Annotated in this window: 25 protein-coding genes; 10 read left to right on the forward strand and 15 right to left on the reverse strand. The window is 42.5% G+C overall.

The genetic code is table 11. From position 1 onward, the window contains the following. Positions 1 to 155 precede the first annotated feature (155 nt). The 3 genes from MKX68_RS25765 to MKX68_RS25775 are packed head-to-tail and all read left to right on the forward strand — an operon-like array spanning position 156 to position 3,818. Positions 156 to 1,619: a spore germination protein gene (locus MKX68_RS25765; protein WP_338586841.1), complete on the forward strand. Its 1,464-nt coding sequence runs from the start codon at positions 156 to 158 to the stop codon at positions 1,617 to 1,619. Then, entirely contained in the window at positions 1,612 to 2,700 is a 1,089-nt protein-coding gene (locus tag MKX68_RS25770; RefSeq protein ID WP_338586840.1) for a GerAB/ArcD/ProY family transporter, read from the forward strand. The genes MKX68_RS25765 and MKX68_RS25770 overlap by 8 nt, the downstream gene beginning before the upstream one ends. Next, complete coding sequence (locus MKX68_RS25775; protein WP_338586839.1) at positions 2,697 to 3,818, forward strand: Ger(x)C family spore germination protein; 1,122 nt, start codon at positions 2,697 to 2,699, stop codon at positions 3,816 to 3,818. Before MKX68_RS25770 ends, MKX68_RS25775 begins: the two co-directional genes overlap by 4 nt. Before the next feature lie 97 nt (positions 3,819 to 3,915). On the opposite strand, the gene MKX68_RS25780 is transcribed toward MKX68_RS25775, so the two are convergent. Beyond that, the gene (locus tag MKX68_RS25780; RefSeq protein ID WP_340914605.1) at positions 3,916 to 4,395 is read right to left on the reverse strand and encodes a GyrI-like domain-containing protein; all 480 of its coding nucleotides are present in this window, start codon (positions 4,393 to 4,395) and stop codon (positions 3,916 to 3,918) included. Positions 4,396 to 4,500: 105 nt separating this feature from the next. Between MKX68_RS25780 and MKX68_RS25785 the strand changes: the two genes are divergently transcribed. After that, complete coding sequence (locus MKX68_RS25785) at positions 4,501 to 5,469, forward strand: helix-turn-helix transcriptional regulator (RefSeq protein WP_340914606.1); 969 nt, start codon at positions 4,501 to 4,503, stop codon at positions 5,467 to 5,469. An 89-nt stretch (positions 5,470 to 5,558) separates the two neighbouring features. Here MKX68_RS25785 and MKX68_RS25790 read toward each other — a convergent pair whose 3' ends face one another. From MKX68_RS25790 to MKX68_RS25815, 7 genes are all read right to left on the reverse strand, one after another. Further along, positions 5,559 to 6,788 carry a multidrug effflux MFS transporter gene (locus MKX68_RS25790; RefSeq protein WP_340914607.1) on the reverse strand — a complete coding sequence of 410 codons (1,230 nt, stop codon included), beginning with the start codon at positions 6,786 to 6,788 and terminating at the stop codon, positions 5,559 to 5,561. Positions 6,789 to 6,926: 138 nt separating this feature from the next. Further along, entirely contained in the window at positions 6,927 to 8,150 is a 1,224-nt protein-coding gene (locus tag MKX68_RS25795; protein ID WP_340914608.1) for a macrolide family glycosyltransferase, read from the reverse strand. A gap of 70 nt (positions 8,151 to 8,220) precedes the next feature. Further along, complete coding sequence (locus MKX68_RS25800; protein ID WP_340914609.1) at positions 8,221 to 9,585, reverse strand: MFS transporter; 1,365 nt, start codon at positions 9,583 to 9,585, stop codon at positions 8,221 to 8,223. A 195-nt stretch (positions 9,586 to 9,780) separates the two neighbouring features. Continuing rightward, entirely contained in the window at positions 9,781 to 10,068 is a 288-nt protein-coding gene (locus tag MKX68_RS25805; RefSeq protein ID WP_340914610.1) for a Fe-S cluster assembly protein HesB, read from the reverse strand. 21 nt (positions 10,069 to 10,089) lie between these two features. Next, entirely contained in the window at positions 10,090 to 10,449 is a 360-nt protein-coding gene (locus MKX68_RS25810; RefSeq protein ID WP_200868521.1) for a HesB/IscA family protein, read from the reverse strand. After that, entirely contained in the window at positions 10,439 to 10,786 is a 348-nt protein-coding gene (locus tag MKX68_RS28745; protein ID WP_445259829.1) for a winged helix-turn-helix transcriptional regulator, read from the reverse strand. Before MKX68_RS28745 ends, MKX68_RS25810 begins: the two co-directional genes overlap by 11 nt. A gap of 12 nt (positions 10,787 to 10,798) precedes the next feature. Then, positions 10,799 to 12,157: an MFS transporter gene (locus MKX68_RS25815; RefSeq protein ID WP_340914611.1), complete on the reverse strand. Its 1,359-nt coding sequence runs from the start codon at positions 12,155 to 12,157 to the stop codon at positions 10,799 to 10,801. Between the two features lie 166 nt (positions 12,158 to 12,323). Between MKX68_RS25815 and MKX68_RS25820 the strand changes: the two genes are divergently transcribed. After that, entirely contained in the window at positions 12,324 to 12,983 is a 660-nt protein-coding gene (locus MKX68_RS25820; protein ID WP_340914612.1) for a helix-turn-helix transcriptional regulator, read from the forward strand. Between the two features lie 200 nt (positions 12,984 to 13,183). Further along, positions 13,184 to 13,585, forward strand: coding sequence for a VOC family protein (locus MKX68_RS25825; RefSeq protein WP_340914613.1), 402 nt, complete (start codon positions 13,184 to 13,186; stop codon positions 13,583 to 13,585). A gap of 29 nt (positions 13,586 to 13,614) precedes the next feature. Here the strand turns inward: MKX68_RS25825 and MKX68_RS25830 are convergent, their stop codons facing one another. Together MKX68_RS25830 and MKX68_RS25835 are read right to left on the reverse strand one after the other, a co-directional pair. Further along, positions 13,615 to 14,793: an MFS transporter gene (locus tag MKX68_RS25830; RefSeq protein ID WP_340914614.1), complete on the reverse strand. Its 1,179-nt coding sequence runs from the start codon at positions 14,791 to 14,793 to the stop codon at positions 13,615 to 13,617. Beyond that, positions 14,783 to 15,133 (reverse strand): SDR family NAD(P)-dependent oxidoreductase, encoded by a 351-nt coding sequence (locus tag MKX68_RS25835; protein ID WP_340914615.1) that lies wholly within the window; start codon positions 15,131 to 15,133, stop codon positions 14,783 to 14,785. The genes MKX68_RS25830 and MKX68_RS25835 overlap by 11 nt, the downstream gene beginning before the upstream one ends. A gap of 157 nt (positions 15,134 to 15,290) precedes the next feature. Here MKX68_RS25835 and MKX68_RS25840 point away from each other — a divergent pair, with 157 nt between their 5' ends. Further along, positions 15,291 to 16,181, forward strand: coding sequence for a LysR family transcriptional regulator (locus tag MKX68_RS25840; RefSeq protein ID WP_340914616.1), 891 nt, complete (start codon positions 15,291 to 15,293; stop codon positions 16,179 to 16,181). A 3-nt stretch (positions 16,182 to 16,184) separates the two neighbouring features. Here the strand turns inward: MKX68_RS25840 and MKX68_RS25845 are convergent, their stop codons facing one another. Continuing rightward, positions 16,185 to 17,072, reverse strand: coding sequence for an AraC family transcriptional regulator (locus tag MKX68_RS25845; RefSeq protein ID WP_340914617.1), 888 nt, complete (start codon positions 17,070 to 17,072; stop codon positions 16,185 to 16,187). A gap of 154 nt (positions 17,073 to 17,226) precedes the next feature. On the opposite strand from MKX68_RS25845, the gene MKX68_RS25850 reads away from it, so the two are divergent. Both MKX68_RS25850 and csaA read left to right on the forward strand, forming a co-directional pair. After that, complete coding sequence (locus tag MKX68_RS25850) at positions 17,227 to 18,159, forward strand: DMT family transporter (RefSeq protein WP_340914618.1); 933 nt, start codon at positions 17,227 to 17,229, stop codon at positions 18,157 to 18,159. 22 nt (positions 18,160 to 18,181) lie between these two features. After that, positions 18,182 to 18,514, forward strand: coding sequence for a chaperone CsaA (csaA, locus tag MKX68_RS25855; RefSeq protein ID WP_340914619.1), 333 nt, complete (start codon positions 18,182 to 18,184; stop codon positions 18,512 to 18,514). A 127-nt stretch (positions 18,515 to 18,641) separates the two neighbouring features. Here csaA and MKX68_RS25860 read toward each other — a convergent pair whose 3' ends face one another. Beyond that, on the reverse strand, positions 18,642 to 19,322 hold the full coding sequence (locus MKX68_RS25860) for a TetR/AcrR family transcriptional regulator C-terminal domain-containing protein (protein WP_340914620.1): 681 nt from the start codon (positions 19,320 to 19,322) through the stop codon (positions 18,642 to 18,644). 136 nt (positions 19,323 to 19,458) lie between these two features. Here MKX68_RS25860 and MKX68_RS25865 point away from each other — a divergent pair, with 136 nt between their 5' ends. Continuing rightward, complete coding sequence (locus tag MKX68_RS25865; protein WP_338586817.1) at positions 19,459 to 20,811, forward strand: MATE family efflux transporter; 1,353 nt, start codon at positions 19,459 to 19,461, stop codon at positions 20,809 to 20,811. Between the two features lie 118 nt (positions 20,812 to 20,929). On the opposite strand, the gene MKX68_RS25870 is transcribed toward MKX68_RS25865, so the two are convergent. Genes MKX68_RS25870 through MKX68_RS25880 form a run of 3 tightly spaced genes read right to left on the reverse strand, consistent with a single transcriptional unit; the run spans position 20,930 to position 23,360 of the window. Next, complete coding sequence (locus MKX68_RS25870) at positions 20,930 to 21,946, reverse strand: alpha/beta hydrolase family protein (protein ID WP_340914621.1); 1,017 nt, start codon at positions 21,944 to 21,946, stop codon at positions 20,930 to 20,932. Next, the gene (locus MKX68_RS25875; RefSeq protein ID WP_340914622.1) at positions 21,939 to 22,583 is read right to left on the reverse strand and encodes a GNAT family N-acetyltransferase; all 645 of its coding nucleotides are present in this window, start codon (positions 22,581 to 22,583) and stop codon (positions 21,939 to 21,941) included. The genes MKX68_RS25870 and MKX68_RS25875 overlap by 8 nt, the downstream gene beginning before the upstream one ends. 12 nt (positions 22,584 to 22,595) lie before the next feature. Further along, positions 22,596 to 23,360, reverse strand: a complete 765-nt coding sequence (locus tag MKX68_RS25880; RefSeq protein ID WP_445671091.1) for a helix-turn-helix domain-containing protein — start codon at positions 23,358 to 23,360, stop codon at positions 22,596 to 22,598. Positions 23,361 to 23,461: the final 101 nt, after the last annotated feature.

The raw sequence follows: 23,461 nt of genomic DNA on the forward strand, positions 1-23,461 counted from the left end.
AGGAAAAAGTTTCTAATTGAATTGTAAATTATGGATTTTAGTGCAACTATTTTTCAATGTTTGGTGATAAGTTCTTGAATAAAAAGCCTCTTTTGAATAATCATCTTGATTTTGCACAATATAATCCATGTCGCATTTGATAAAGAGGTGGATCAATGAACCCAACCAATCAGGCATTCTCTGAATTAAAAAAGAATATTTCTTACGTAGAACAGTCCCTTTATAATACGGACGATTTGAAACAACAATTGCTTCTACTCAATGGCGTACAGAGTGTGCTTCTCTATATCGATTCACTTGTAGATCAAGAGATCATTCAAACACATGTCTTAACCGCACTAAATGAGCAAGCCCATTCGAAAATCTATCCATCGTTCACCACATTAGAAAGTCGAAAAGATACGGATCTGCAACGTGGAATAGACTCACTTATTCAAGGGAAATGTCTTTACATAATTGATGGGTACCCGGAGTTTTACATTCTTTCTACCGAGAAAATGTATGTCCGTAGCACAACCGAACCGGAAAACGAAGGTGTTATTCGAGGTCCGCACAATGGATTCGTAGAGCAGCTTTCGGTTAATTTGAATCTGATCCGCAGACAAATTATCAGTCCATCTTTAATCGTTCGATATTTTAATGTCGGCGAGAAGACACATACCAAAATTGCAGTTGTATATCTTCAGGACTTGGCCAATCCGGAGTTAGTGAACGAAGTAGAAGAGCGAATCACATCCATATCTTCAGATATGGTGCTCGCTCCAGGCTTTATTGAAGAGTTTGTGGAGGATAACCCCTTCTCACTGTTTCCCCAGCAGCTCAATACAGAAAGACCTGACCGGGTTATTGCCAACTTGATGGAAGGACGCGTCGCCATACTTGCCGAAGGAAGTCCGTCAGCTCTTATTGCTCCAGTTACGTTTTTTGCTTTTTATCAAAGTCCGGATGATTATCATGGTCGCTGGATTGTCAGTTCTTTTTTAAGGTTAATTCGCATGATGAGTTTTGTCATTGCTTTTACATTACCTGCTGTTTATATTGCAACCATCTCTTTTCACTCCGCCATTTTACCGATCGAGCTGGCACACACAATCAAGAAATCATTGCAGAACATCCCCTTTCCTGCACTTGTAGAGGCAATGTTGCTTGAACTGATCTTTGAAGTATTAAGAGAAGCCGGGGTTCGACTTCCCAGCCGAGTGGGCCAGACCATCGGCATCGTTGGCGGTTTGGTTATCGGAGATGCTATCGTTCGTGCGGGGCTTGTATCCTATACAATGATTATTGTGGTATCCCTAACTGCTATCTCCTCGTTTTTGGTGCCTTCCCATGAGATGAGTTCGGCAGTCCGTATTCTCCGCTTTCCAATGATGATCGGAGCAGCGCTTTTTGGATATATCGGCATCGCATTTGGTCTGGTGATTCTAACCATTCACCTATGTAAGATGGAAAACTTCGGATCGCCTTATTTTGCTCCAGTGGCCCCTTTCCGCTTAGCTGACATGAAGGATGTATGGATTCGATTTCCCATTTGGGCGCTTCGCGGGCGTCCTCATGATGCCCGCCCGCAGCGGCTGAATCAGCAGAAGTTCTCTAGGAGTTGGAAAAAACGTGAATAAGGAAACAACGATCACTCGGGGACAATTGTTCTTGCTCATCATGAAATTTGAAATCGGTGTAGATATATTGTCTCTCCCTTATCGGATACATCTTTTGTCAAAAGGCGGTGGGTGGATCTCTGTTTTCCTTGGAGGTTTCCTGATTCAACTTGTCATATTGTTGTGCTGGCTTTTGATGCGAAGATTCCCGAACTCGTCCATTTATGACATTGTCACGCTGATTACGGGTAAATGGATGGGAAAGTTGCTGATCATTGCCTACGTTGGATATTTCCTATTAATGGGCACTTCTGTGTTGGTCAACGCCTATGGTGTAATCAACCGTTGGATGCTGCAGGATACGCCGCGGTGGGCTATATTAGCCCTCTTTTTGTTCAGCAGTATCTATTTGGTTAGGCAAAAATTACGGATCATTGCCAGGGTCCTTGTACTCATCTCCTTTTTGATCTTGCCCATGATGGTATTGATCAGTTATGGACTCAAGGAAATCAATCTGTTATATCTTTTGCCTTTAACCGAAGCAGGATGGCCCAAAATCATTAGTGGATCAACCGAAACATTAATGGCTATGTTCGGATTTGAGTTTTTTCTCGTTGTTTTTCCCATGGTTGAAGGTAACAGCGGTGGCAAACTCAAGTCTGTTGCTCTGGCAAGTGCTGTAGTAGTGATGTTGTATGCATTTACCGTGTTTATTTGTTCAACGGCTTTTAGTCCGCAGCAACTTGACTTAATGCCTGAACCTGTCATTTATTTGCTCCGTTCAATCCCACTCGGGACAATGGATCGGGCCGATTTCCTGTTCCTCCCTATCTGGTTAATTTCTATTTTTGGGGCGATCTGCGGTTACTACTATACGGCATCTTATGGTATAAGTTATCTCTTCAAACAAAAACACCATAAAAAAGCTGTACCTTATGTCGTTCTTGCTTCTTGTGTAATTGCCTATCTGCCACAACAGCGGGAAAAACTGGAGTTGATTAGTACGATAGCCAACAGATCGGCTTACTTTTTCCTCATGATCCTGCCTCTGCTACTGTTGGTTCTATCTTATATAATGAAACGAAAAGAGAAGATGATATGAGTAAACGAGGAAAAATCCTTGTCCTGCTGATCCTGCTTATGGTGATGACGGGATGCTGGGATCAGGATAGTTTAAAAGATGCAAGACTGGCTAATGCTTCGTCGTTCGACATCACATCAGAGGGTGAAATTAAACAGACGCTTGAAATTGTCGATGATTCTGAGAGTCAACAAGGGAGCAACGGTAATGAAGTCCACTCAGGTACCGGGAGATCCGTCCGACAAAGCACGGATAGAATTCGCGCTAAAGTGACGGGTGATATCCGGTTTTTCAAATATGGGATGATCTTATATGGCAACAAACTCGCACAAAATGATATCTACCCCTACTTGGATGTCTTATATCGGGAACCTGATTACCCGACCTCACATGTAAAAATTGCGATTGTGGATGGAGAGGCCGGCGATTTGTTACATCAAAAAAGAGTGGGCAGCATATTGATTGGTGAGTTTATAACGAAAAAAATTAAGAGTTTGGAGGAATTATGCATTTTTCCTGAAATGACGCTGGAAACCCTTCTCCCACCCATGCTGGATCCGGGACAGGACTTTACGTTGCCTTATCTATTTAAGAATGGAGAGGAAATTGATGCGCGAGGAATCGCCCTGTTTCACGGGCAAAGGTTCAGTGGGAGTCTTAATATCGAACAGGCCCCTCTATACGTTATTATGAGTGGTAAATGGAATAAAACAGCGCGATTTGTCAAAAAGATTCATCCTGGTCCTTCCAATAATCCACGGAACTATATCACTTACGAAGCGAATACCAAAAAAATCAAACGTAAACTCGCGGTAAAGGTTGCACATGATAGCCAAATTGATGTGAATCTCCATATCGAACTTCCAGTAACGATTGTTGAGTATGCAATGAATCATCTTCAGGAAAAGGGAACGATTGAACGTCTGAACCGCGAGTTATCCGATGACATGACTCAGGACGCAGAACTAATTATCAAGACACTTCAGCAGAGCGGGTGTGATTCCTTCGGTATTGGCAGACACTTAATCGCCCATCACCCGGACTTGTGGAAAAGCTTAGACTGGAATCAACAGTATGCCCAAGTTCGTTTTCACCCGGAAATAAAGGTAAAAGTAATCGGTAGTGGTGTTTTAAATTAATAGCGTGCTGTCGTGCAATTGGGAAAGCTCTCTTCCATTTGGAAGAGAGCTTTGTCCTTCATATTCAACTCAAAAGTCTTCAGATCTCCCCTTCGTACTAATTCCTAACAACAGGAATCCACATTTCACCATATACCAAACCGTTTTTCTCTCCCATTTCAACCGTTGTATTCGGACCGCCAACATAAGCATAATCCTTTTCTACGGGGAGGGCTTGACCAAAGGCAATGCCAGTAAGCATATTACTGAGCGCATCAGCCGTCTCTGCTTCGCCCTTCACAACCAGGTATGCTCCCTTAGGAAATTGGATTACTCTTGTTGCTTCTGGCAGATACTCTTCTGTCATGACACCAGCATAATGCATCATTTTGTTATTCACGGCTTCGTTAACAGCAAAAATATAGTCATTAGTAGCCAGAGACTTTAGTTTGTCCAGGCTTCCATCCTCTTTCACCGCGGACCAAAAATCCGCCTTCTCCTTGCTGATGCCAACATAGTCTGTATAGTCGCTCTTAAGATCCGTTCCAATACCTAACACGATAAAGCTCTCTTTTTCTTCGAAATGATAATTACTCATGGTTTACACCGTCCTCTTTAAATTTTCAATTGATTTGTGTTTTCACTTGATGGGTTTATAATAACCTTAAATCATGTCAGAATATGATACTGTTTAGGGGGCCCAATGAAAAAAGTCGAACGTATTAATGTCATCACGCGGTATATCAATAACCGTGCACATTTTACCATCTCTGAAATTATGCGAGAATTTAACATTTCTCGTTCAACAGCCATTAGAGATATCAGAGAAATTGAAGCCATGGGAATGCCACTTGTCGCTGAAGTTGGGCGCGACGGGGGTTATTTTGTCATGAACAACTCCCTCCTGCCTACTGTCCGGTTCACCGATAATGAAATCAAAGCGTTATTCATTGCCTTTATGGCGACAAGAAATCAACAACTTCCTTATCTGAAGAGTCGTCAATCTTTGGCTGAAAAATTATTGGGCCTTATCTCAGAAAATCAGCAAGATGACCTTGTGCATTTGAATCAAATATTGCTTTTTGAAGGGACCAATCCCCATAATCCAGACCTGCTTGATCTATCAGACCTGCCTCATCCTACTTTAGAAAAACTCATCCAAATTCTTCTTATAGAACGTTATTTGTTAGTTACTGTCCAAGAAGAGAAGAAAACAAAGTCCTATCCTATCGTTCTCTTGCACCTTCATCATCAAAAAGGCCATTGGATCATTGAAGGTTTTGACTTGGAGAAAGAAAAAAGACGAATTGTATCAGTAGACAACCTCATCCATGTCGAAGCATACCCGACGAAAAAAGGAGTGAGTACAAAAAAGATTGTAGAAAAACTAAAACGAAATACACAGGAAGAGGTCATCAACCTTGTCCTGGAACTTGGCCCAAAAGCGATTGCTCAATATAAAAAGTACCATCCTTTAAAATTTTCAATTGCCTATACGAATCCGTACCAAACGACAGCCCTCCTAAAGGCATTTGTGAATGTTCATAACTCAGACGAATTAACCGAAATGACCAATTGGTTGCTTTTTCTAGGTGAAGATATCAAGGTTAAGGAAATTCCGGAAGAAGTCCTGAATGCCGTACAAGAGAGAATAAGTTTATTCTGCCCTTAAACCAAAAAAAGCCGCTATTGCAGCGACTTGTAATGGAATCATATTCATTCATGTCTCACGCTAATGCTTGGCGAGCTGTTCCTTCTATACTAAAATTCAGCATTAGACTGGGCATGATTAGATGTATGCTGCGAGATTTTTTTAACGAGTAAAAAATAAGTTACAATCGCAATAATACTGGTCATTAATAAAGTGAGTCCTAACGGGACGGCAGTGTCCTCACCTGCGATCCCGACCAGAGGAGCAACCAGTGCACCGAGAAGAAAAGGAACAACTCCGAGCAGTGCTGCTGCACTTCCCGCCATCTTAGCTTGACTCTCCATGGCAAGCGGGAATGCCGCTGTAGACGTAATGCCGATCGAGCAAACAAAGAAGAACAACGGAATGACCAAAGCGAAAAGCGGACCGTGAACCAGAGTCACCACCAAGGCAGCAACACTTGCTATTAAAGCAAGCCATAGTCCCGATAATAGAAGTGTCTGCTCAGGTATACGTTTGGCCAATCGACCCACGATTTGAGATCCGATGATCAAGCTGATGCCGTTTGAAGCAAACAATATAGCAAATACCGTGGGTGTGACTCCATATATATTTTGGTAAATAAATGGTGTTCCCGCCACATAAGCAAAGACCCCTGCCGTCATGATTCCCTGTGCCAGCATGTAACCAACAAACTTGCGGTCACGCAGAAGCATTCTGTAATTACCCAATTGCTGTTTGAAGTCAGGAACCATACGTCTTTCGACGGGGTGTGTTTCTTTTAAGCTCCACTTTGTCATGATTAATAAGAAAATCCCCAGAAATGAAAGAGAGATAAATACACCAACCCATGTTGTGAAGGAAAGAATTCCACTTCCCGCGATCGGTGCTGCCAAAGGCCCCAAATTCCCTACAAGCAACAGCAAAGAGAAAAATTTAGTGAGTTCATGTCCACTATATAAATCTCTAGCTATCGCACGGGAAATGACAATTCCAGCTGATGCCGCAAATCCTTGCGTGAAACGAAACAAAATCAATAGTCCGATATTCGGAGCAAAAGCACATGCCAAGGAACAAATAATATAGGCTGCCATACAGATCAACAATGGTCTACGTCTACCGTACGCGTCACTCAAAGGACCCATAACAAGTTGTCCTACACCGAGTCCTAATAAACAAGCAGTAAGGCTAAATTGTACAAGTGATGCCGTTGTATTCATATTTTGTGCAATCTCCGGAAATGCCGGTAAATACATATCAATCGTAAATGGACCTAATGTAGAAAATAAACCTAGTAGTATTGCGAGTCCAAAAACATTCCAATTCGTGCTCTTCGCCATGATCAATAAAATCTCCAATTCCTCATATAATTTGCAAGCCTAATCGGAGTATAAGACATAGAGTTAACTGTAGGTCAAGTCTTAAGACTATTAAAACCAAATAAAGCCGCTGATTAAGCGACTTTGAATGGAAAACCATTAAATGGTGTAACTTCCCCGGCCTGAACCCATATGACTCATAATCATTTCGGCGGCTCGCTTGTAACCGCCAGCCTGCCTTAAAGATTCACCAATGAGGTAAGCCTGCCGTTTATAAAGTGAATTGTGTAGTACTTCTGTTAATGCCTCTCTCAAATTAGCTGCACTGAGGTTATGTTTATTTAAAGTAATACCCGCGCCGAGCTCCTGTACCCTATTGGCGACAAGAGGCTGATCCGATGTTAATGGAATCATCACCATCGGAACATTATAATATAACGCCTCACTTGTGCTGTTCATTCCAGCATGTGTAATAAAAACATCGGTATGCTGCAGCATGTCCAACTGGGCAATGTATGGCTTGACGATAAAATTAGGAGGTATTTGCTCAGCCAATGGCTCCATATCCGTGTATTTTCCTGAAGATAAAACTACATTCACGGGTAGATCCCCTAATGCTTCAAAGCAAAGCTGATAGAAATCCAAGTTTTTATTTAAAATCGTACCCATAGCAATGTACACGGTTTGCGGGTACCGTTCACGAAGCAACTCATACGAGAAGGTCGGAGCATCTTGACGTGTTATGATCGAAGGACCCGTGAAAATAAAACGATCATCCAGCTTTTCTGCCTGAGGCTGAAAATATCGGCTGGTGTACACGAGCTTTAACTGACCTGCATGTGCCGGAATCTCTTCCATGGCTGGAATTCTCACTTGAAACTCTTCAGCTAACTCCGTTGTTATTTTCATCGTAGCCTCATAAAGCTCCTTTGTCTCTCTCTCATTCAGGCCCGAGTTAGACCCCAGAGGCTCCACAAAAGCAAAGGACGCAATCGAGCACACCGCAGGAATTCCCAGCTTTTCTGCAAGAATAGTCCCTCCCCATCCCATTAGGGAATCAAAGATCATATAATCGAACTTCTGATCCTTGATCACCTGCAGCACATTGGGGATGATCCTCCGAATAATACCGCTTACCATCATATAAATGAACTGATAAGAATGTTTGTACTCCTGTGGTTTTAACACCGGATCATGAGAGAAAGCATCTTGTGGAAATGGATAGGTGATGATCTGAGCACCGGTTTGTTCAATTCGGGAACGGTACTCCTCCGTGCACACATAGATGACTTCCTCACCATTGTTCGTCAACTGAGTAACTAATCCTAACGATGGATTCACATGTCCTTCAGCTGGAGTAATGACTACTAATACACGTGCCATCTTACCCACCTCCCAATGCAATTAGTCCCCCCGTTCTTCATGATGTATTTAACGACGCGGTCGTCATCCGTTACATGGAGATGTTATCCTTCACTTGGTTGATTGGATGATGTTCTTGATGAACGAGTTTGGTAATTCGAAGTGATGCCAAGAAACTTAACAAGACCCATAATAATTGCAGTGTTAACACGATCAAAACACCTGTCGATATGCCCCATTGTAAAGTTTCGGACAAGGCAATCAGAGCGCCACCAACGCCAATGCTTACGCCCATATAGAAGGAATCCACAAATTGCAGATTGGCGGACATTTCTCCCTCTTTCCTGGGCAAGGCATGTTGTAAAGCAATGGCTGCCGTTGTAGGGTTGGCCAATCCAACACCAAACCCTGTAATCATTTGTGAGAGAAGGATGAGTACAATCCCGCCGTCCGACAAAATAAGAGCCAGGATCACAAGTACAGTTCCAGCGATCATAATCCCAATGCCCGTCATGACTCTGCCCTTCCGGGCACGACCTTGATCTCGTGCATCAAGCTTGGCTTGTAACCACGCTGCGGCGGACCAGCTGAGAGAACCTGCTGCTACAATGAGGCCAGCAAGATCAGCGGATAACCCCTTCACTTCGGTTAGTGCCAAGATCACAAAACTTTCCGTTGTAAAATAACAAGCAACATATAGCCCTCTTGATACCAAAGTAGCAGGCAATCCTTTTTTTATCGAAAAAGTGCCCACAGGCAGCAATTTACGCATTGGTGTGATCATGACGACTAACCCACCCAAAGTGAGTAATATACCTTTCCAATCGGTTATCATACCAAGTCCTGTGAGTAATAGCCCCGTTCCAACGGCAAGCAGAATCGCATACATAATCTTTGAGTCGGTTGCTCGCGCTGGACCTGTCAGATCTTGCTGAAGCTGCAAGTTACGGAAAGAACGGAATGTGAGACTGAGCGCTATTCCAATCAAGGGTAAAACGATCCAGAAAACATATCGCCACGAGATGTAGGAAGCAATAAGGCCTGCTGCATAAGGTCCGATTAAGGTAGGCAGGACAAATGCCATGGAGAATGCCGCCAGAATTTGAGTACGAAGTGTATCTGGATAATGTAACGTCACACAGGTATAAACGCATGTGATCAAGGCCCCCGCTCCAAAACCTTGAAGGGCTCTTCCTGTAATAAGCATGTGCATGTCGAAAGAGATAGCGGAGACCACAGTTCCTAACACAAAAACACTAAAAGATATCAGCATGGATGTAAAAACGCCGCGCTTGTCAATCTGCTGACCCATAACCAAAGTTCCAATAAGCTGAGATAACAAAAATGCGCTGAAGATCCAACCGTATAAATGAATGCCCTCTAAACTTTGTGCCATTTTCGCGGCAATCGTTGTGATAGCCAGTCCTTCGAAAGCGACGGTTGACAGAACCAGCATAATACCAATTGTAGGCGCCCTGTACTGAGCATCAAAAATCCCAATCTGATTGTTGTTTGTCTTCTACACCTCCATAATTTGATGGATATTATGGTAAAATAAACCTTTTGACTCCATGAATATACCTTATGTGTTTTACTTTGTAAAGTTTAATGTTTAAAAAGTAGAATCGTGCTCTAGATTATGATTTCATGTTCAATAGGAGATTTTGCTTGAAAATATGCCATCTTCATTACAGTCAATTTGGAGAAGTTCATCCTCCAGGATCCAGGCATCTGTTTTTTCAACAAAGAAATGAAATTCTCCAATGAATTGAATCAATGCGGGATCGACCGGTGTAGCACTCGCATTTATGCCAATTGTAAAAGCATCGGAGCCTCCTCCGACATATTTTGCATAAATCCTTACATATTGGCACTCTTCCAATTCCCATTCATTCTTAAATGAATCGATTGCTTGTTCAGATATTACAAATGAGATCATTGCTCTGCACTCCTTCCTTCATTAATCACATTTTTTCACTTCGCCACGATAATTGGCCATTCTGAAACTGGCCCCGCATCCACACGAAACTTTGGCATTTGGATTATTCATGGTGAATCCGCCTAACATTCCGCTCTCTTCATAATCAATCTCAAGACCATCAATATATGGAATACTGTTTGCGTGAACCAATATCTTAAATTGCTTTTTATTTAACACAATGTCTTCTTCTGCCTGCTGTTCATCCACGATAAGGGTATAAGATAAACCACTGCATCCCCCTTCATCAACGCCTACTCTAAGGAAGGCATTTTGGATATCCGCACTTGATAAGATCTCAACGATTTTGTCCGATGCTATATCACTGACCTCAATGATCATCTTTATTCCTCCCGGTGGTATCATTTTGAAATTTGGTATCCCAGTCCATTAGACAGGGTATGAATGCAGCAAGAGCAGCTCCTTTTGGCGTAAGTTCATAAATAATTTGTGTAGGGCGTGTCAGTATTGTTCTTTTGACCAAATGATCATGTTGAAGACCCTTTAAACGTCTGGAGAGGATCATTTCGGAAATGGAAGGAATACTTTCGAATATTTCACCGAATCTCTTCGGGCCTTGAGACAGAGCACATAAAATATGGATCGTCCATTTCGTTCCGATGATACGATAAGCCGTAAATAGTTTATTCGGATCTTCAGTGAGCAATGGTCTGTACACCCACTTTCTTATTCATCCGCGTGGTGAGATCCGAGTGCTGGCAATGATACTCATGACGATCAACAAGAGATGGAAACCCATGGCTACAATTAAGCCGGATTGAAGTGACATCCCGCCAGCCTGACACACGACAAGGATGGAACCACCAATGCCGATCACTACCCCCGGTGTAAAAGAATCTGCAAATTGCAGGTTTGCTGAGGTTTGGCCCACGCCTTCCTCCCCCGTTTGGGAAAATGCAACAACACCGCTAATCGGATGTGCCAATCCAATACCGACTCCTGCAATGATCTGACCAAGAACTGCGATGGTAACGGTCACAACAGGTACCCAAAATACGATGGCAATCCCTATCGCAAGCAGCAATACCCCAAGAAAAATTCTCATATGACGTCCACGGCCCTGATCTGCCGCATCCCACCGTCCTTGCAGATACGCAATGATACACCAACTTAATGCAGCACTCGCGACAATTAATCCGGCCTGAGAAGGTGTGATTCCTTTCACGTCGATTAGTGCCAATACCAGGAAATTCTGTGTGCTGGTATAGGCAGCAAAGAACAACCCACGTGTTGCCAGAATTGCTGGCATACCTCTTCGCAACGTAAGTGTTCCCTTCGGAAGCAATTTACGGAGCGGAAATAACATCAATACCAGGCCAATCACGACTAAAACAAATCCCATAATGCTCGGTAACATACTTAGACCAACCAGGAAAATCCCTGTACCTAACGTTAAGAGTAACGCCATCCAAGTGGATGAAGATCCGCTCTCCCCTCCCGTCTTCTGCACTTTTAATTTCCTGAAGGCAGGTAAACTGAGCAACGCTGAAACCACCAGCACGGGTAAGATCCCCCAGAAAACAAAGCGCCAGGACCACTGATCTGCGATAAGACCGGCTACATATGGACCAAGCATGGACGGAAGAACATAGGCAGTACCAAAGGCTCCAAGAATTTTGGCACGTAACTCATCCGGGTAACTTAAGGATATAGCCGTATACACACAAGTCATCATAGCTCCGGCACCCAAACCCTGCAGAGCCCGTGATCCTATCATGGTATACATATCGCCTGCGGTTGCGGCAGCGATCAGCCCTACGATAAACAACAGAAGTGCAAAAGTGAACGGTGCTGCAGGTCCTCTTTTATCAATGATCCGACCGACGACCAGCGTCCCGATAATCTGCGCAAGCAGATACGTACTGAATATCCATCCGAACAGGCTAAGGCCGTTCAAGTCTCCAGCAATTGAAGGAGCAATGGTGGTGACGGATAAACCTTCAAATCCAACGGCCATCACTGACAAAATAATTCCTATGGACAATGCAAAATAACGCGGGCTGAAAATACTTTTATGATTAGACGACATGAAATGTGACCTCCAAGAAAATTGGTATGTATACATCGTATCCGGATACTTAGTAAACATTTTTGTTTATAATGTCTAAGCTACAGTCCGACTTTGACTTTGTCAACATTTTTGTTTAAAATGTAGTTAGTCATGTAGATTCAGTTGCTTCAAAAGGAGGTGCACCATGAGCGGAAATCAAACTAAAAAGGATGTCTCGACCAGTACCCGGAGAGCAATTATTAATTTGTTAAAAGAGCGCGGGGGAATGGATGTTGTCACTCTCTCCTCTCAGTTTTCGTTATCCGGAATGGCTATTCGTCAACATCTGAATGCGCTAAAAGGAGAAGGATTGGTTACCACTGTGGAAGAGGCCCGTCCCATGGGTCGTCCCACCAAGTTATGGATATTAACTCCCGCGGCTAATCGTTTTTTCCCAAGTGGATATTCGGATTTATCCGTCAGCCTCATCAATTCGATGAAAGAAGCTTTTGGTACTGAAGGGCTGGACAAGCTGCTGAATGTTCGAAATAAAAATATGCAAGAACAATATCTTCAGCATCTTGGCGATGCATCAGGAGTTAGAGAGAGATTGGAGAAATTGGCCGAAATTCGTACGAATGAAGGTTATATGGCCGAGGTTAAGGAGCAAGATGATGGCAGTCTCCTACTCATTGAGAAGCATTGCCCCATCTGTGAAGCGGCCGCGGTATGTACCGGGTTATGCAAGAATGAGTTACATTTATTCAAAACGGTTCTAGGCGATAATGTTCATATTGAACGGGGAGAATACATTCTAGCCGGAGGAAGAAACTGCGTATACACCGTTAGGCAAAATAAGCCATGACCAAAAGAGCAACCTCATTGGAGATTGCTCTTTTGGTTTGGGTTTTGAACTGATTAGAACGATTATGATTTCTCTAAATCATCCTTCATTATATTAGTTATTTCTAACTCTTACATAATCGTATGTACCCGATTATGTAATTTTGAATTGAGGTAGAGTATAGTAAGAGTGTCGAAAATATACTCTAGGAGGCTACTACCATGTCACAAAAAATCTGGATGAACCTGCCGGTGAAAGATGTTGTGAAATCCACTACCTTTTTCAATGAGATTGGATTCCATGGGGAGAATGTTGGCAACGAGAGAGCCCAGCTTGTCATAGGCTCAACGACGATTCTCCTGTTCCCGGATGCAACGTTTGAGAAATTTACAGGTGCCAAAACCGCAGATACTTCCCATAGCGCAGAAGTGATATTTTCCATTGGTGCTGACAGCAGAGAAGAAGTTGATGCTTTTATTGAAAAAGTCGAGTTAGCTGGAGGAACCATCTTTGGCAAGCCAGGTGAAATAGACGGCTGGATGTACGGCGCGGGATTTGCCGACCTGGACGGTCACCGCTGGAATCTGTTGTATATGGATGAGAGCAAAATGCCGAAACGCTAATGTATAACGCCTATCACTACGTCCGCCTCTTATCCTTCAACTTTGGAACTCTCCAATCGGCCAGTCATGGAGATTCTGAAGTAATTCGTTACGATACTAAAGATAAGGAACACGATTCCTCCAACTACAATATATTGTGTACTTATTCCAGTTACGATTAGTCCACATACACTAGCACCAAGTGTTGTTCCCAGGTTGGAAGAAGTTAGAAAGATCCCATTCGACAGTTCGGGTGCCTCTGGTGCTGCCGATACCACCCAATATTGAGTGATATTGCCCCCTATGCCTCCTATGATCCCCCAAATGAAAATAAGGAAGGCTGTTGGCACACTGAATTGTCCGAAGGTGAACAACAAGATGTATACCGTTATTAATGCAATGGGATACATCTTGATCGTTCTTAAAGGGAAATTAGCGAGCAGTTTTCCTGCTATCATGTTCCCAACCATGTTGGCCAAGCCATATAGAAATAACAGCACACTGACGGTGTTCCAGTCATATCTTGTCACGGTTTTCAGAAACTCGGCAAGGTAACTATAGACCCCAAATACAGCTCCGTTCATGAAAATCACGCCAGCAATGGATAGCCACATCACGGATCTTCTCAATACATACAGATGAGTACCCATAGAGATTCTTTTCGTAACTGGCATTGAGGGCACAAAAAGAAGTGTTGCTACAAATGCGACGATCGTTACGGTTGCAAAGAACAACATCGCATAGAACAACGATGTGCTGGTGGCAATCAAACTCGAGAGGGGTACTCCAAGTACCATCCCTGCCGACACGCCTACAAATACTTTAGCCACTGCCTTCGGCGCTACTTCCTTGGGGACTGACGCCGCTGCGACCGTAAATGCCAATGAGCAATAGACCGGATGGAAAAAAGCCGGAACGACACGTGCAATGACCAATACCGTAAAGTTTGATGTGATAGCGGAAACCAGGCTGCCCACAATAAAAATGCCAAGTATAAACAACATGACATGCTTCCGGTTCATGCCCGAAAATAATAAGGGTAAAATCGGACCAGATACAGCAACCGCAAGCGCAAAAAGACTCACGATCAAACCAGCGGTTGAGATACTGACCTGGTAATGTTCTGCAATCAAAGGTAAGATTCCGATTACGCCCATCTCCGTATTTAAAATACTGAATACACCAAAGGTCAGAATGAATACAAGCAGGTGATTTCGTTTAGTTGTCATATGCCATGGATTTAGAGAGATCCCGGTAAGCATCGATCTCTGTCTGAAGGTTGGCAATTTTCTGTTCTGCAATGTCTATCGCGTCGGCTCCTGCAATGAAGCGTTGCGGCGGTTGGGCCTCGTCAATTGCCGCCTTAACTGCGGAATGTGCATCTGCAGGCTCGCAAACATCTAATGGGACAACCATTACATTCTCGGACTCACCTATCGCACGAACCACCGCATCAGGATTCCGGTCGTTAGCAACAACCTTGTGTCCAGCATTGAAAGCAGCCTTAGCAATAGTTGTGCCCATACCTCGACCAGCGCCAGTGATAAACCATACTTTTGTCTTATCCATATCATTCATTCCTTTCAATTTCTTCTCCAGTTGCCTTGCTTTTTAGTTTAGCGTTTATACACCACATAGCAAATACTCATATCTTATAACAAGTTATGCTTGAAAGGCATTTCTGTAAGGTTTATTGTAGAATATAAAGGATAAAGGAGGAGTTACGATGGAGATTAGAGTATTGCGTTATTTTCTTACGGTCGCCAGAGAAGGAAGCATTACACGTGCTGCTGATTTCTTGCATGTTACGCAGCCCACTTTGTCCAGACAATTGAAAGACCTTGAACAAGAGTTGGGAAAGAAATTATTTATTCGCAGTAGTTACAGTGTTATTCTCACAGATGAAGGTATGCTTTTAAGAAATAGGGCTGAAGAAATTGTGGGTATGGTTGATAAATTAGAGGCAGAATTTCAATCCATGGAAGAAACCATAAGTGGAGATATTTATATAGGCGGTGGAGAAACGGAAGCCATGAAACAGATTGCAAGAGTGGCAAAAGAAGTGCAGAATAAATATCCCAATATACGCTATCACCTATTCAGCGGTAACGAAGATGATGTAACTGAGCGGCTTGACAAGGGACTCCTTGACTTCGGTATTCTAATCCAGCCAGCGGATGTTTCCAAATATAACTATATCAATTTCTCCGACAAAGATGTTTGGGGAGTGGTTATGAGAAAAGAAAGTCCACTCGCCTCCAAAGATACGATTCGATCTACAGACTTATTACATGTTCCACTGATCTGTTCACGACAGTCAATGAAGCAGACGTTTTCAAAAAATGAGTTTGCAGACTGGTTTGGTGAAGATTTTGACAAATTAAACGTCGTTACTACATACAATCTTGCATATAATGCTGCCATTATGGTTGAAGAAGGCATTGGTTATGCATTAATACTTGATAAAATAGTGAATACGTCTAGTGAAAGCAACCTTTGTTTTAGACCGCTAGAGCCAAGACTTGAATCTGGGTTAAATATCGTTTGGAAAAAACATCAGGTCTTTTCGACTGCTGCGGATTTGTTTTTAAAAGAAATTCAGGCTAAATTTGTTTAGCATTTATACAGGGTATGGAGAGCACCGAAACTCTTTTGGTGTTCTTTCTTCGTGTTTTTTAAAAGACTGGATAAAGTGATTAACGTGATTAAAGCCCACTTTCTGAGCGATCTCGGTTATTGTATCATTCGTCGATACTAAGAGATCTTTACTCTTCTTAATCCGGTATTTGATTAGATACTCGTATGGCGTCATATGAGCCGTTTTCTTAAAACATCTGGTGCACTCTGAAATGCTCAAATGCGCGACATCAGCAATCTCACGAAGCGTAACCGGATGAGCATAATTTTGATGGATAAAACTGAGCATTAACTGAAGTCTTTCCTGCTGACGCTTCTCGCTTCTTGGGGTTTCCTCGGAAGGGATCAAAATGTTGGATATCAATACAAACCATAGTTGTACCGTTTTAATTGAGATTTCGTATTCCCATCCCCAGTTTTTCCGTGTATTAAACGTCTCTCTCATTTCCCAGAGCATATCCAATATCTGCTTTTCCCACTCCAACTCTCTTCTAATCACGAGCGAAACCAAAGAAGAATTCGTATAAGGAAGTACATAATTTTTTTCCATTGCACTGTCTACATGAAAGGCTAATAGCTTTTCGGGAAAATTGAAACTAACATATTCACCATCATGTGTCAGCTCTGTTGTGATATGAAGAATTCTCTTGTTGATCAGGATCGCCTGACCCGTTTCCAATGTATGATCAATTCCGTTAATTTGAATAACCAGTTTGCCTTTTGTGACTAAAGTGATCTGTAGATCTTCGTGCCAATGCAAATCGTTGAACCCTCTGCCTTCGGGGATGCTTGTATGACGTGTATGTGTGTACATGATATAGGGAAACGAAAGATCGGAATACAAAATATCCTCATAAAGTTGCTTCACCATTCTATGACGTTCCTTTCTTTGACGATATATCTATATTATATAGTGATTTAACTGCACGAAATTCGAAAAAATAATGATATTATTATATCAAACCTTTAACTTATCACAATAGCCTGTGCACAGACGACCGGATAAGAACTTTGGAGGCTTATATGTGAAAGAAAATAAATCATCGCTGCTTTTTCATCCGTATGTATTGCTTTTTATCGCCATTTTGTCGGTATCCGTCTCTTCAATCATGATCAAATCTTCGGATACTCCGACCGCTATAGCCGGTATGTACAGGCTTTATATATCAGCCATTATTATGCTTCCTTTTATCCCCTGGAAAACGATCCGCTTATTAAAAATGGATTCAAGGGATTGGATCACAGTTTTTCTGGCTGGCCTGCTTCTTGGTTTATATTTCTTATTTTGGATGGAATCGCTGGTGTATACCTCGGTGGCTAGTTCCATGGTCATTCTGGCGCTGCAACCTTTGTTTGTGATGATCGGGTCATACTTTATGTTTAAGGAAAGAGCGAGTATACGTACCATTCTATGTTTGATTACCGCCCTGTTCGGTTCGGTGATTATCGCCTGGGGTGATATAGGCGTATCAAGAGAGGCTCTGATTGGAGATGGTCTGTCCCTGGTAGGAACCATACTGGTGTCGACATATATGCTGGTTGGACAGAAAGTGAGTCGGAAAATCGACGCGAATATATACAGTGTTGTTGTCTTTATTATTGGCGGAAGTGTCCTGCTGGTCTACAGTTTATTGAATAACTTTTCGTTGACCCATTACGAATCATCCGATTGGCTGTATTTCCTCCTACTTGCGATCATACCCACTATTTTTGGTCAGTACATTTTCAATCTGCTGCTCAAATCCATTGGTGCAACAACAGTTTCTGTAGGTATTATCGGCGAACCCGTTTTGGCCATTATGCTTGCTTATCTATTGTTGGGAGAAACCATCTCTGCTTTTCAATTCATAGGCGGATTAATTACGTTGTCAGGCATGCTGATGTACTTTGCGCTGAAATCCCACGATATCCAACTGCCCAAGTTCCTGCGCTTAAATCGATTCAGGAAACTAGGATAATAATGAAAGGAGTGAATTTAAAATGGCAACTTTTGATGATTTCTTAAAATTAGATCTGCGTGTCGGCACGGTCACCAAAGCTGATTTTTTTGCAAAAGCTAAAATCCCTGCTATCAAACTTGAAATTGATTTTGGACCAGAAATTGGATTAAAAACATCCAGTGCACAAATCACGAAAAGGTATTCATCCGAATTTATTATCGGAAGGCAGATTATAGGTGTAGTTAATTTCCCTCCCCGTCGTATAGCCGGATTCAATTCAGAAGTGTTGGTGCTTGGCGGGCTGCCCGAACAGGGAGATGTTGTTTTGTTGAAACCTGATTTCGAGCTACCCAATGGTACTTCGATCGGATGATAAGAAGAAACCCACTGGAGTTTTATACTCGGTGGGTTTCTTGTTTTAAAACATTAGTTCTATGTAGAACTAATATTTCTCCTACATGGTTGAGTTTAATCTACTCAGATCGTGGTGTTCTACTTTTCTACTTCTCATGTTCCTTTATCACTTGTTCGATCCCGAGCAAAATAAGCTTCAAGCCAAACTCGAAAGCTCTGTCGGTTCCCATCACCTCAAACAGACCATTCTTATACATCCTGCTGAAAAGTCCAGCTTCCTTCTCACTCATAGAATCCAGAAGGTGGATCATCTCTTCACCCCGAAGTGCTTCCTGGTCCTTAAGAACAGCAGAGATATTGCGCTGATGCTGATAATCGTCCAGAACGAAATAGAATACATAGTTCACAAGTGTGAGAACGGCCTGTAATTTCTGCTCTTGCTCTAGTGGTGTTGATTCCATGCAGAGCAACATGCGGTTGGTGAAGCGGATCATGTCCGGTTCATGGGGCAACGTCATCATCATGAGCTGTGTGGAGCACGGGTATCTACTGAGCACACTCCGTACCGTCACCGCAAGCCCCTCCATCTGCTCCTTCCAGTCCCCTTCAGTGTGAAACTCGTCCAGAATAATTTTCGATATCTGGTTGGCCAGACGCTGGTAGAGTGTCTGCTTGCTCTTGAAGTACCAGTATAGAGATGGAGCCTGAATCCCCAGTTTGTCTGCCAATCGTCTCATGCTGAATTTCTCGATGCCCTCTTCCGCCAAAAGCTCCCACGAAGTTTCCAAAATCTTATCTTCCGAAATCTGAGGCTGTTGTTTTTTCATCGGTATCCGCCCTTTTATCTAACAGTGTAAGTTTATGCTTTACAGGTTCATAAGTTCATGATAACATCTAACACTGTAAGGTTCAATCTAACGGTGTTAGATTAGATCAATATTAACGAAGAAAGTAGTGATCCACATGGATGCAGAAAACCTCCATTACTTTGAAAAAGCACCAATCGCCAAAGCCGTAGCTCACTTTGCTGTCCCGATGATGCTAGGCACGTCAATGAGTGTTATTTACTCCATCTTGAATGCCTATTTCCTTGGCACACTGGGTAATACGGCAATGTTAACCGCACTCGCTTTAACTTTACCTTTATTCGCGGTCATCATGGCCCTTGGTAATTTAATTGGTATAGGCAGCGGTACATTCATCTCTCGTTTGCTGGGAGAGAAAAAAGTCGATGATCTGAAGCATGTATCTTCATTCGCCTTTTACAGTAGTTTAGTTCTCGGAATTATCGTGATGGCCGTTGGGCTCCCGCTGATTGAACCAATCGTTCATGGGCTGGGGGCAACGCCAGAGTCCTTCGGATTTACGAAAGAGTATGTCACGATTATGCTTATGGGTTCACCCTTCGTCATCTTATTCTTCACCCTGGAGAATATCGTGCGCTCAGAAGGTTCAGCAATGACTTCTATGACCGGTATGATTCTCAGTGTTGTTATAAATATTATCCTCGATGCACTATTCATTTTTGTCTTCCATTGGGGCGTGATTGGCGTTGCATCTGCTACCGTCATCTCCAACTTGGTTGCGAGTGCATTTTACGCATTCCATATGAGTTATAAGAGTCAATTCTTAACCGTCTCCCTGAAATGGTTCAAGGTGACGAAGGACATCCTGAGTAATGTGTTCAAAATCGGTGTTCCCGTCTTTGTTATGAGTGTCTTCTTGGGTGCAATGTCGCTTATTCTTAACCTTTTTCTTGTCGAATATGGGGATCAGGCCGTTGCTGGGTATGGAATCTCATCACGTTTATTACAATTTCCTGAGTTTATTCTGATGGGTTTGTGCGAGGGAGTTGTGCCGTTGATTGCCTTCTCATTCACAGCGAACAAATTACGCATGAAACAAACGATTGGATTCACGATAAAATCTATTTTGGGTTTAGCCATCCTGTTTGGGGTTGTCGTCTATCTGATTTCCGACCACTTGATTGGTTTATTTACGACTGACCCGCAATTAATTGAAATGGGTAGCTACATTCTTCATGTAACCTTTTTATCCTTGTTCATTACAGGAATGACTTCTTTGTTTATGGGGATCTTCCAAGCAACAGCCCAAGGAACCGCCGCGTTTGTTATGTCCATCATTCAAGGAATTACACTAATTCCTGTATTGTATATTGCTAATCAAATGAACGGCTTTCATGGAGTGATCTGGTCGCTCGTTATTGCGGATGCCGTGGCGTTCCTAGTTGGGGCCATCATGTTATATGTTTTGCGGACCAAATTGCAGCCGGATCTGGAACATTTGGCACAGTAGTCAACATATAACATATAACATGCAAAAAGGCAGGATAAGGGCGCTCCCTGACCCTGCTCTTTCATTTCCAAATGACAATTATTTATCTAACGATACTAGGAAACTATAACTGTAACTGTTATAAGGAGAGCTTGGTCAACATATGTTCTATTTCATCCATATACCCATCTACTGTAATACTTCTCGGAGCAAACAGAAATCGTAGTGATTGTTTCCATTCCGAGCCTGCAATAGAGGTTGGTAACATCGAATGTTCTGTATTAGAGAAGATTTTCACATGAAGCAAGGAAGAAGGCTGAATTCCTCTACGGTATGCTTGCTCTGTATCAACAATGTCCACATTCACATCATCTTCTCCAAGCAGAAGTAGTAAAGGGGTTTTGAAATAATGCAAATCCGCCGTGGCATCTGAAGCAAAATTTTTCTTTATGAAGTTCCAGCGTTCTTTGGAAATCAGATCATCCTCTCGAGCAATCTTGGTGTACTCTTCATAAGTACCCTGATTCTTTAAAATCTCTTTAATCTGGTTTTCATAATCGACCTGATTTTGAATCTCCTCGGTGGAATGACCATCTTTCGCCATTTGGCTGCGTGTGTTGTATTCTCCCTGTTCCAACCAGTTTATCGCGGGTGATACCAAGATACTGAAGGCAAGTTGTTCTTTGCCAGCAAGCTTAGGAATGACCCAGCCTGCTTGGCTGGCACCCCATACGCCTATTTTGGAATCATCAATGATGGATTGTTCTTTCGCCCATGCAATAGCTTGCTGTGCCTCCACAACACGATCATCCATGCTTTGATCTAGCCAGTTTCCCTCTGAACCCCCGATTCCCCGTTTATCTAGCGACAAGGATGCATACCCGATTGATGCCAGTCTCTCCCACAACGGTTTGTATCCCTCACCATGAGTAGAGTCTATTGGACCGTCACCGTGAATAAACAGTACTAAACCTAGCTTGCCTGAATGGTGTTTGGGTACAGTCAGTGTACCTGTTAACTTGCCCTGTGGAGATTGAATTTCAATGGATTGTTCCACCATGTCAAAATGATTTTGATCGACTATGTACAGTACTGCACCAACCATCAATAAAATTGCCACAATAAATGAGATGTATCGTTTTTTCCATTTAAACATAAGTATCTCCTTTGTAAATCATGTAATGCCATTGCTTTTCGCCTAAGAGCAGGCCGGTAAGAAAGCTATTCGTACTATACTGCTTGCGAAATTGATAGCGTTCATATAACTGTATCGCTTGATGATTCTGACTTGCCACATGCAAGCTAAGAAATAACATTGATTTGGATTGCAACATATATTTCTGTGCCCATTGAAGTAACTGTGTACCAATTCCCTTGCCTTGGTATTGTGGATGTACAACCAGATCTTCCACATAACATTCGCCTAATTTAGGATTATGCTTCAGCAGATGTAGACCAGTGATTAACTGAAGCAGATTCCAGTTACCAATCCTATTGCACTGGCCCCACCAATGAGAATTGGCACGAACGCTTGTTATTACTGCTCTGTTATCTGCTTCCTTCCATTTCAAGCACATGGTGCCAACAATCTCCTCATTTTCACGAGCTATGACTCGAAGAGTGCTTTGTTCCATGGGCGGATGATTGAGCAACTGTTCGAATACGTAAGCCAGATCATAAGTGGACAATGAAGTGATCTTTTGAAATTTGTGTCCAAAACCATAAGCCATGAGTTCAGCAACAGCTTGATGAAACTGTGGACAAACGGGTTCTATCTGAATGGAAGTTGTCACTGTGTGCCTCCCCTACTCGATCATTTGTAACAATAGCTCATAATGAAGCTTTTCTGGTGTGAATAAAGATAAATAAGATTTCTCTACCATAATAAGTGGACCGTGATACAGATAGCGCTGGTGTTCTGCATAAGCATAAAATTCGTTGATATGTTCTTTGAGTTCAGCTTCAATTTGTACATATACATGACGAGAAAGGTATTTTCCTCTAGGCAAAACCAAATCGTTCGCTCCCTCCTTTTGTGTATAAATTCCTACGGTGTCCGTCTCATCGTACGCATAATGGATGTCGACTTCAAATAAATTGGGAATGTTTTCTTTATGTTGGGTCAGTTGCCTTGCTTGCAAGTACCCTTGCGCTTCCATATGAAACCACAGGGATAAGTGAATCTCCTCACGAGTAACAATATAATAAGTCACTTGATCCTCAAGTGGGATATGCTTTTTCTCATGCAACAACTTGCTGATAAGGTGCTTTGTGTGCTGAAGCTGAGTTATAGCTGCTTCCGTGTCTGCCAACGCTTGGCGAAATAATGCTGTAATTTGATCTGATGTCAGATTACTCAAACATTCCTTGATCATTTGAACAGACAGTCCCATTTTGCGAAGCAACAGTATATGAGATAGACGGTAAATTTCATCTACCCCATACATCCTGTATTGGTTTTCTGCTATATAAGCAGAGTTCAACACCCCTTTTTCTTCGAAGTATCGAATTTGATGTACAGAGACTTTCATCAGCTTTGCCAGCTCGCTAATCGTAATTTCATCACTCAACCAATTCACCACCTTTGCTGTTTTTCATATTACTAGCATAAACCTTAGGTCTGACCTAAGGTCAAGTCTTTATTTTAGCCTCTCCTGATAGCAAAAAAACC

Origin of the sequence: Paenibacillus sp. FSL M8-0212, from assembly GCF_038004645.1 — a bacterium.
GTDB lineage: Bacteria > Bacillota > Bacilli > Paenibacillales > Paenibacillaceae > Paenibacillus.